The organism is Streptomyces sp. PA03-6a, assembly GCF_033792765.1.
GTDB lineage: Bacteria > Actinomycetota > Actinomycetes > Streptomycetales > Streptomycetaceae > Actinacidiphila.
In genome coordinates this window covers 1-9,695 of sequence record NZ_JARAVK010000303.1, presented here as the reverse complement: position 1 = coordinate 9,695, position 9,695 = coordinate 1, and the positions used below count along the sequence as shown (strand labels likewise).

General features: G+C 74.9%; 5 protein-coding genes, 1 other RNA gene and 2 pseudogenes. 2 read left to right on the top strand and 6 right to left on the bottom strand.

The window, feature by feature from the left end:
- The 3 genes and pseudogenes from PV350_RS40645 to PV350_RS40635 form a co-directional block, all read right to left on the bottom strand.
- Window positions 1–1,249 (bottom strand): annotated as a pseudogene (locus tag PV350_RS40645) (hypothetical protein); the annotation flags it as partial.
- A gap of 6 nt (window positions 1,250–1,255) precedes the next feature.
- Window positions 1,256–2,416, bottom strand: a complete 1,161-nt coding sequence (locus tag PV350_RS40640) for a hypothetical protein (protein ID WP_499511582.1) — start codon at window positions 2,414–2,416, stop codon at window positions 1,256–1,258.
- 12 nt (window positions 2,417–2,428) lie between these two features.
- Complete coding sequence (locus tag PV350_RS40635; protein WP_500338448.1) at window positions 2,429–4,255, bottom strand: Hsp70 family protein; 1,827 nt, start codon at window positions 4,253–4,255, stop codon at window positions 2,429–2,431.
- A gap of 151 nt (window positions 4,256–4,406) precedes the next feature.
- On the opposite strand from PV350_RS40635, the gene PV350_RS40630 reads away from it, so the two are divergent.
- Entirely contained in the window at window positions 4,407–6,230 is a 1,824-nt protein-coding gene (locus PV350_RS40630; protein WP_500338446.1) for a helix-turn-helix domain-containing protein, read from the top strand.
- Between the two features lie 2 nt (window positions 6,231–6,232).
- Here the strand turns inward: PV350_RS40630 and rnpB are convergent.
- The 3 genes and pseudogenes from rnpB to PV350_RS40615 all read right to left on the bottom strand — a co-directional run bounded on the left by rnpB (window position 6,233) and on the right by PV350_RS40615 (window position 8,726).
- Window positions 6,233–6,633: RNase P RNA component class A (rnpB, locus tag PV350_RS40625), an RNA gene on the bottom strand.
- 34 nt (window positions 6,634–6,667) lie between these two features.
- A pseudogene (locus tag PV350_RS40620) lies at window positions 6,668–7,188 on the bottom strand (Uma2 family endonuclease).
- A 92-nt stretch (window positions 7,189–7,280) separates the two neighbouring features.
- Window positions 7,281–8,726: an RNB domain-containing ribonuclease gene (locus PV350_RS40615; RefSeq protein WP_500338445.1), complete on the bottom strand. Its 1,446-nt coding sequence runs from the start codon at window positions 8,724–8,726 to the stop codon at window positions 7,281–7,283.
- Between the two features lie 65 nt (window positions 8,727–8,791).
- Between PV350_RS40615 and yaaA the strand changes: the two genes are divergently transcribed.
- A complete protein-coding gene (gene yaaA, locus PV350_RS40610; protein WP_499511586.1) occupies window positions 8,792–9,574 on the top strand; it encodes a peroxide stress protein YaaA in 783 nt (260 codons plus the stop codon).
- The last annotated feature ends 121 nt before the right edge of the window (window positions 9,575–9,695 follow it).

Sequence of the window (9,695 nt, the reverse complement as noted above, 5' to 3'; positions counted from 1 at the left end):
CTCCCCCTTCCCCCGTCCCCCGTCGCTTCTCGGTCTCGGTGCGCAGCGCGGCGCGCGCCTGGCGGGCGGCGTCGGCCTGCTCGTGGATGACGCCCCGGACGAACTCCTCGTGGGTCACCGCGGGTACGTGGCCGCAGTCGCGGCGGGCGTCCTCGACGGCCACGCGGGCCGGGTCGTCCGGACGGCGCGCGGGCGGCATGGTGGACAGGTCCAGCGCGCGGGCGACGGCGTAGCCGATCGGGCGGTGCGGCGGCCGCAGCCGCGCGGACAGGCCGATGCCCGCGACCTCCGCGACCATCCGCCGCTCGTCGGGGTCCGGCATGTCGGCGAGGATCCGTTCCAGCAGGGACCGCACCGGCCTGCGGTGCGGCACGGGGAGCGGATCGGCCGCCGGGGTACGGCCGCCGGACGCCGGACGCGGACCCCGCGGACGGCCTCCGGCCTCCTCGACCGCGCGGTAGGACGGTGCCGGGGGCGTCCCCGGCACGGGCTCCGCCACCGGCCTGGCCGGCCAGTAGGCCTCCGCCGCCGCGGCCGCGCGCGGGTCGGCGAGGACGTCGTCGGCCAGGCGCTCCCGCCATCCCTCGTCGCCCGTGACGAACTCGTGCAGCCCCTGCCGTCCGGTCGCGCACTCCCGGGCCAGCAGCAGCACCTGGCACGGCCAGGGCAGTCCGGCGTACGCGCCCTGGTGGCGCCAGCGCCGTACCGCCGTGTCGCCGTCGGCCCAGGCCGACTGCCACAGCTCGGTGGCGAGCACCCGCCGGTCCAGTTCCAGCAGGGCGCGGGCGTGGGTGTCCAGGATCCGCTCGTGACCGTCGAGGCGTTCGTCGATCTCGGCGAACCGGCGGTCCACGGCGTCGATGAACTCGGCCAGGACGGCCGCGAGTTCGCGGATCTCCCGGAACGCCTGGCGGTTCGCCTCGCGCAGTTCCAGCACGCTGTCCTGGAGCTGCTCGACCTCCATGGCGAGCAGCCCCACCGTGAGGTCGGTGAACGCGAGGTGCCGGGCGGTCTCCTGGGCCCAGGCCACCATCCGGCGCTGGGTGAGGGCGAGCGCGGCCTGGGACTCCAGGGCGCGCTGCCGGTCCTTGCGGTTCCAGCCCAGGATGACCCGGCTGAAGAAGCCGTGCTCCACCCGCGCGGCGGTCAGGTTCTCCGCCGTCTCCAGGCCGTCCACGATCTCGGCCAGCGCCCGGTTGCCCGCGATCGGGATGCGCCTGCGCAGTTCCCGCAGGTCGACGTCGCGCACGGCGGGTCAGTCCTTCCCGCCGCGCAGGGCGAACACCGTGGGTTCCAGGACGCGCAGTCCCGCCGCGCGGTAGGCGGGGCACACCACGAACGCCACCGGGCGCCCCGGCTCGCAGGTGGGCCACAGGATGTGCCGGTCGGGGTCGGCGACGGTGCCGGCGGGCAGGTCGAAGACGAACTCGGTGGGGTGGCCGCTGGCGGCCATCGCCTGCAGCAGGTCGGCGGCCTCCTGGCCGACCCGGTCCAGCAGCCTGCGGCCGCGCCGGTCCGGCTCGATCCGGCCGCCGTCGGTGACGATCCGGTTCAGCTCCGCCAGGTCCGGCTCGCCGGTGCCGGTGCCGAAGAGCGCGCCGCACATCTGCCGTACCAGTTCGGCCTCCCGCAGCACCACGTCGTCGCCGCCGTCGGTGGCGGTGCGCGGGCCGATCACCTCGGGGAGGCGCTGGGTGAACAGCGCCTTGAGGCGGTCGGCGAACGCGTAGTGGCTCAGGGCCCGTTCGTCGGTCAGGTCGGTGCGCTCGCTGACCTGGCCGGCCCGCATGAGGTCCAGCACCTCGTCGTGCTCCGCGAGCCTGCGGCCCGCGGCCTCCGCCGCCGCCTCGGTCGCGCCCAGGCGCGCGGAGAGCGCGTCGTGCAGGCGTGACAGCCCGTCGATCCGGCTCAGTCCCGCCTCGGCGCGCACGGCCAGCTCCTCCAGTGCGGCCTCGGCGCGCTCGGCCCGGCCGGGGAGCCCTGTCAGGGCGCCGATGCGCGCCCCGAGCCGGGCCTCGCGGCGTGCGGCGTCCTGCTCCAGCGCGGTCAGCCGGCCCTCCAGCTTGTCCAGTTCGGCGATCCGGTCCAGCGCCGCGGACAGCCGCTCCCACTCGGCGCGTGGCACGGTCACCGCCGCGGGGGCCCTGCCGGGTGCAGCCCCGGAGCCTGCCCCGGACCCCGTCGCCGTCGTCGCCCGCGTCCGTGGCGGCGTGCGCCGCTCCGCCTCAGGCCGCGGCGCCCACGGCTCGCGCTCCACCGTGCCGTCACCGCCACCGCCACCGTCGCGGTCGTCACCGCCGCCGTCGCCGTCGCGGTCGCGGTCGCCTGCGGGTGCCGCCTCCGCCTTCCGGAACCAACCGAACATGGTCTCCCCCTCGTCCTCGGCGCGTTCTTCCCTGTGGTCCGCACCGCTCATCTGCCGTCGCCCCTACATGCGGTCGAAGTCGACGCGGACCTTGTGGCTGCCGCCGGTCGCCGGGTCGAAGGCCTCCACCTCGATCTCGGAACGGCCGAAGTAGAACAGCAGCCGGATCGGCCGCTCCCGCAGCGGCCGCCCCGCGGTCTCCCCGATGTCGACGGTGAGGCGGCCGATCTCCTCGCAGCCGTCCTCGTCCACGTAGCGGGGCTCGGCCTTGACGGTGCGGTAGACCCGCAGCTCGATCTCGGTCTGGTCCTCCCGGGTGGGCAGGATGGTGAAGGGGAAGGCGTCCTTCACCCGCACGCTGTCCAGCCGCCGCACGGCCACGGCGAAGCGGCCCACGCAGAGGATGTCGCCGTCGTCGTCGCGGAACATCCGCATCGGCGAGTCGACGCTCTCCTCGAACAGCTTCGAGGTCTCGAAGCCGTAGGTGTACTTGGCCTGCCGGGACAGGAACACCCGCGGGTTGTACGCGAAGTGGGTGGCCCCCTCCAGCACCGCCAGCGCCGGGTCCGGCGGCACCAGGATGCGGTGCCGGGAGCCGAAGTGCCGGTGCATGCGCTCCCGCAGCCACTGGGACTTGGCGAACCCGCCGACCAGCACCAGGGTCTCCGACCCCGTGGCGCCCGCGCCCGCGGCCTCGCCGCTGGTGCGGCGGATGGCGGCCAGCTGCTCCTCGACCTTGTCCAGGATGCCCTCGACCACGCTGTCCAGGAGGACCTCCACCTCCTCCGGCGCGAGCACCATCCGCTGCGGGCGGCCGCCCGCCTCCTCCGTCAGCCGGGCCCGGCTGCCCTCGTCCAGCAACTGCCAGACGGTGACGGGCAGGTCGATCCGGACGGTGTCCATGATGTGCGGGGTGCCGTCCTCGTCCCACTCGACCTCCCCGGTGGTCTTGGCCCGCTCCCACTGCTCGGACAGCTCCAGCAGGTCCCCCGAGTGCTCCCGCTCCAGCCGCCTCAGCAGCTCGGGCCCCAGCCGTTTGCCCAGGGCCTGCTCGCGGAAGGCCTGGTTGACGTACTCCGAGCCGAGCCGGCCGCCGGTGGCCACGCCGATCTCGCGGAGCGCGATGAGCTCGGCCGCGTCGCTGGAGGTCTCGTACGCCGTGATGTCCACGGTGCCGCCGCCGCAGTCGACGACCATGAAGCGGAAGCCGTCCACGTTGAGCTGCAGCCGGTCGCGCATGCCGGTGCCGTCGGTCAGGTCGGCCATCCGCAGGTAGCAGTAGAGCGCCGCGGCCTCCGGCTCGATGGACGGCAGCAGCCGCTCAGGATCGTCGGGGAAGCCTGCCTCCACCGCGGCGCGCCGCATCGCGGCCCGGTCCTCGTCGTCCCAGATCGCCGGGACGGTGATGCACCAGCGGATCTCCCGCTCGGCGTACCCCGCGTCCTTGATCTGGGCGACCGCCAGTTCCCTGATCTCCCGCAGGTAGGCCGTGATCAGCTCGCGCACCCGTCCGCGGTCGCCGAGGTCGACGATGCCGCCGGTGGTCGGCATGTCCACCGGGCCGCCGTCGTCCTTGAGCGCCATCTTGAACGCGTAGGCGTAGCCCAGGCCGTCCGTCCGGCCGCCGTCGGAGGCCTCCGACCACTGCTTGCGCGCCTTGTGCCCCCAGGCCACCGTGGTGCCGTCCGCGTCGACGAGCAGCGCGGTCAGGTTCTTCGGGTAGTCCACGCGGTGCTCGGGGAACCGGCTGTAGAAGGTGATCCGCCGGGACTGCGGATCGTCGTTCAGCGGGGTCACCACGGCCCAGGCGAAGCCGGTGCCGTGCGTGCCGAAGTCGACGGCGGCCACCACCTTCGGCCGGCCCGCCCCCGACGTGTCGAAGCCGCTCATCGGTCAACTCCCCCCGGTCATGGGGCGTCCGTACCCGCCCCGCACCTGACAGGCTGTCCCAATTCCGCAGTTATCCGGAGGGCCCGGGTGTTGCCAGGGCATATTTGGCAACACCCGGGCAGGCACCGGGCGACGGGAACGGAGGGGGCCCTTGGAGGCGGAACAGAACGGCTTCGGGCGGGAGTTGCGCCGCAGGCGCCAGGCGGCCGGCAAGTCGCTGGGCGAACTGGCGGAGCGCGTGCCGTGCAGCCGCAGCTTCCTGAGCCGGGTCGAGAACGGCGTGCGCCGCCCGACGTACGAACTGGCCGAGAGGTGCGACCACTTCCTCGAGGCCGGGGGCGAACTGCTCAGCCTCGCCCCGCGGCCGCGGGCCGCCCGCGAGCCCCGCGGCGGCAAGGAGCGCGACGGGGTCCGCGGTCCGGTCCGTACGGCGTCCAAGCTGGTCGACCGTGCCGCGCCCGTGCCGCCCGACGCCCCCGCCCTGGCCTCCGGGTACGGCGAGGAGTTCGACCGGCTCGTCCGGCGCGGCGACCTGCGGCACGCCGCGGGCCGGATGCGCGAGGCGGACCGCTGCTACCGGGAGGCGCACCGGCTGGCCGGGGGGCGGCCGCGCGCCCAGGCCCTGGCCGTCGTGCGGATCTGCCGCCGCTGGTCGGACCCGGGCCAGGTCGACCGGGAGCTGCTGCACCTGATCGGCGACAGCCTGGCCGCCCTGCGCGACGACCCCGGTCCCGAGGCCGGCGCGCTGCGCCTGCAGCTCAACGCGCACCGGGCGAAGAAGCTCTCCATGGCGGTCAGCGCGGACACCGCCGTGCCCCAGGCCGGCCCGGACAGCGGCGCGGCCCTGGCCCGGCACACGCTGCGCGGCCTGGAACGCGCGGACGCCGCGGACGCCACGGACGCCTCCGGCGTCGGCGAGGAAGTGCGCTGCGAGGTGCTGACCGAGTGCCGCTGGGGCCTGTACGACTTCGCGCCGGCCGCCGCCTCCCTGGCGCTGTCGGAGCGGCTGCGCGACGCCGCCGTACGCCACGGCTCGGCGCACTTCCGGGGCGAGGCGCTGATGGGGCTGGCCGTGGACCAGCTGCGCATGGGCCGGGTGTACCCGGCGCTGTCCACGGCCCAGGAGCACCGCAGGCACGCCGCCGCGAGCCGCAGTGAACTGGCCCGCTGGCAGCAGCGCACCCTCGACACCACGCTCGACCTGTGGCGCGGCCGGTTCGCGGCCGCGGCGGACTGGATCCTGCGGGAGTCCGCCGAGTACGCCGACCGGCTCGCCGCCGACCTGGACGTGCCGGCCGGCAACTTCCGGCAGACCCGGATGGGCCAGGCGTACTGGCTGCTGCGCGAGCAGGGCCGGATGCACGAACTGTTCGCGGGCGGCCTCGCCGACGACGTGCAGGAGCACGGCTACTTCCCGGTCTGGCGGGCGGGGCTCGTCCTCGCCCTGTGCGAGACCGGCGCCCGGGACCAGGCCGCCGACCTGCTGCAGGCCTTCGCCGACGACACCGACGGCTTCCGCGCCCTGCCGCCGCACGGCTGGGCGGTGCCCACGCTCGCCCTGCTCGCCGAGGCCTGCGCCGCGATCGGCGACCAGGCCGAGCTGCGGCCCCTGGTGGCCCGGCTGCGCGAACGGCTGGCCCCGCACAACGGCACCGGCATCGCCCTGGCCGGCTGGCCCACGGTGCTGGTCGCGCCCACGGCCCAGGCGTGCGGTGTGCTCGCCCTGACCGCCGGGGAACCGGACGCCGCCCTCGCGCACTTCCGCCTGGCGGCCACCCCGGCCCGCACCTCCGCCCCGCAGCTCGCCCGGCTCCGCCTGTGGCAGGCCCGAGCCCTGCGCGCCTGCGGCCGCCCGGACGCCGCCGCGGAGGCCCCGCGCCTGCTGCGCTCGGCCCGCGCGGTCGCGGAGGAGTACGGGATGGCACGGCTGGCCGCGGAGTGCGCGGCGCCGTCGGCGGAGGCCGGCGGCGGGTGAGGCAGACGAGTCGAGCTGTACGCCGGGTTCTGTCCCCGGTCGGCCTCGCGGCCGGCCGGGCGACGGCCATCCATCTAGGACCGGCGTTGCCGCCGGCCTCGTGCGGTCTACCCGCGGACTCGGGCGGGCAGCCCTCGATCGTCCGCGCAGGGCCGTCTCACGACGGCCCCTTTTGACCTTGCTCCGGGTGGGGTTTACCTAGCTGCCCAGGTCACCCTGGGCACTGGTGGTCTCTTACACCACCGTTTCACCCTTACCGGGAGCCTTGCGGCCCCGGCGGTCTGTTTTCTGTGGCACTGTCCCGCGGGTCACCCCGGGTGGGCGTTACCCACCACCCTGCCCTGTGGAGCCCGGACGTTCCTCGGCAGGACCAGGGTCCTGACGCGGCCGCCCGCTCGGCTCGTCTGCCGTGGCGACCATCGTAGTCGACGGGACGGTCAGCCGAACTCAGAGGTGTCGAGGTCGAAGGAGAACGGCGCGGGAAGCGGGATCGGCTTGCCCACAGGCACCCGGCAGTGCTGCCGGTAATCTTCGTCCGCCGGCTCGGCGAACAGCGTCACGGCGGCGTTCTCACGATCGATCAGCAGGTACAGCGCGATGGCGCCCTTGGCGTAGCAGTGGCGCTTGGTCCCACGGTCCCGCTCGGGTCTGTCGTCGAAGAGGTCGAGCTCCAGCGGCGCGAACGTCACGTCCGGGATCAGGTGATTGCGCGGGCACAGTCCACCCCGTGGGACTCCAGGCCGCAATTGCCGGCGAAGTCCATGTCGGTTGCCGAGCTGTGCATCACCTGCCGGACGAACCGGCTGATGTTCCTCTCGTGCCGCGGGGACGCCGGCGGAGTCACGACGATTTCCCGCTCGATCAGCTCGGCCCGGAAACCCTCCGGGGTCTCCAGCGCCAGGAAGCCCTCCAGGAGAAGTTCCTCCTGTGACAGCGGCTCGTGCGGCATGGCGGTCATCGCGCCCCTTCCTGGTCCGGCAGCGAGCGTAGGGATCCGGGGGTGGTCACAGATCCGTACGGAGGCCTCTCACCCGATCGTGGCACACGGAGTCATGCCGGGGTGAAAAGCACCGTGTGGCGGCCGGGGTCGGCCTGCGTCAGGCGGACCGGGAGCGGCTCGCCGAGCGGGAGGGGTGCGGTGCCGCCGCGGACGCGGGCGACGACGGCCGGGTCACGCAGGTGGACCGTGCCGGAGGTCGGGTCGGAGTCCTTGATGTCGATGACGTAGGCGTCGAAGACCTCGCCGACGCGGTCCTTGAGCAGGGCCGCCTCGACGAGGTCGAGGGAGGCGCTCTCGATGGTCCCCGCGAAGTGCGATCCGCCGCGCATGTCGCGGGGCAGGTCACGGAACGCCGCCGCGACCCACTCCGGCGGCTCCTGGCCGGCCACCGCGGCCAGGCAGAACTCGGCGGCGTAGCGGTCGACGAGGCGCCGCAGGGGCGCGGTGCAGTGCGTGTACGCCTCGGCGACGGCGGCGTGCACGGCCGGCTCGGCGGGGTGGCCGGGCCAGAAGGGCGTGTAGTCGGCGCCGCGGAACAGGCTCGTCGCCTCGTGCAGGAACGCCGCGTGGGTGGTGCGCTCCGGGTCCAGGGTGCGGACGAGCTCGGCGTACGAGGTCATGTGCGGCCAGTCGATGCGCAGCGCCGCGGCGACCCTGCGCAGCCTGGCCACCTCCCCGTGCGGGGCGAGCGGGAGCGTACGGAGGATGCCGGTGCCGGAGCGGAGCATGACGCCGGCGGCGACCATGCCCGTGAGCAGGGAGATCTGGGCGTTCCAGGCGTCGACGGGGCGCGGCGCCCGGTACCGCAGGGCGTAGCCGCCGTCGAGCTCCACGACCTCTTGCTCGGGCACGTTCAGGGAGATGCCGCCGCGGGCCCTCTCCTGCTCCTCGCGCAGCCGGCCGACGGTACGGAGCAGCGCCACGGGCTCCTCGGCGGTGCCGGCGTCGATCGCGTGCTGCACGCCCGCGTAGTCCAGCCGGGCGCGGCTGCGGACGAGCGCCCGGCGGACGTCGACGTCGGTGACCGCCCCGTCCGCGTCGAGGTCGATCCGCCACAGCACGGCGGGCCGGTCCTGCCCGGCCAGCAGGCTGGCCGCCCCCTCGCCGAGCACCGGCGGGTGCAGGGGCACCCGGACGTCTGGGAAGTACAGCGTCTGCACGCGCCGGTGCGCCTCGGCGTCCAGCGCGCCCCCGGGCGTGACGAAGGCGGCGGCGTCGGCGATCGCGTACGACACCCGGTAGCCGCGGCCGCCCTCGCGCACGGCGAGGTGCATGGCCTGGTCCAGGTCGAGCGACCCGGGCGGGTCGACGGTGAAGAACGGCACGTCGGTGGCGTCGTACGCGGGCAGCCGGGGATCGCGCGCCGCCTCCTCTGCCTCCGCGAGGACGTTCGCCGGGAAGTCCCGCCGCACGTGCAGGTCCGCGCGGAGCGCATCCAGCGCGGACCTCAACCGGACTCCGTCGGCGGTGGTGACGCGCAGGGGACGACGAGGCATGGAGCGAGCCTAAGTCGGCCGGTCGTAGGCTGCACTGCACCGGGGAAACGTGAAGGAGAACAACTGTGCTCGTCCTGCTACCGCCGTCCGAGGGCAAGGCCACCGACGGCACCGGCCCCGCCGTCGACCTGGGCTCCCTCTCCCTGCCCGGGCTCACCACGGCCCGCGCGACGGTGCTGGACGAGCTCGTCGGGCTCTGCGCGGGCGGCGACGAGGACAAGGCGGCGGACGTGCTCGGGCTCAGCCCCGGACTGCGCGGCGAGATCGCCCGCAACGCGGGGCTGCGCGAGGCGCGCACCCGGCCCGCGGGCGAGATCTACACCGGCGTGCTCTACGACGCCCTCGGCCTGGACACCCTGGACGCCGCCGCCCGGCGCCGGGCCGCCCGCTCGCTGCTGGTCTTCTCCGGGCTGTGGGGCGCGGTCGGCGTCCGGGACGCGATCCCCGCGTACCGCTGCTCGATGGGCGTGAAGCTGCCGGCCCTCGGGTCGCTCGCCACGTACTGGCGCACGCACCTCGCCGAGGCCCTCCCGGACGCCGCGGAGGCCGCGGGCGGGGGCCTGCTCCTGGACCTGCGGTCCTCGGCGTACGGGGCGGCGTGGAAACCGGCCCCGCGCAGCGCGCTCGCGGGGCGCACGGCGACGGTGCGGGTGGTGCAGGCGGAGACGCGGAAGGTCGTCAGCCACTTCAACAAGGCGACCAAGGGGCGGATCGTGCGGGCCCTCCTGGAGTCCGGTGCGCGCCCCGAGAACCCCGACGCGCTCGTCACGGCCCTGCGCGACCTGGGCTTCACGGTGGAAGTGGCTGGGCCCGGCCGCCTCGACGTGTTGGTGACGGACGTCCACTGAGTTCTTGTGCGGGTGGGTTGTGGTTGCGGCTCGCTGTTGTGTGCGGGTCGTTTGCGCCTGCGGCGGGCATCCCCCACCCTCCCGCCCGATTGCCCGGCGCGGTCAGTGCGGGCCTGCGCAA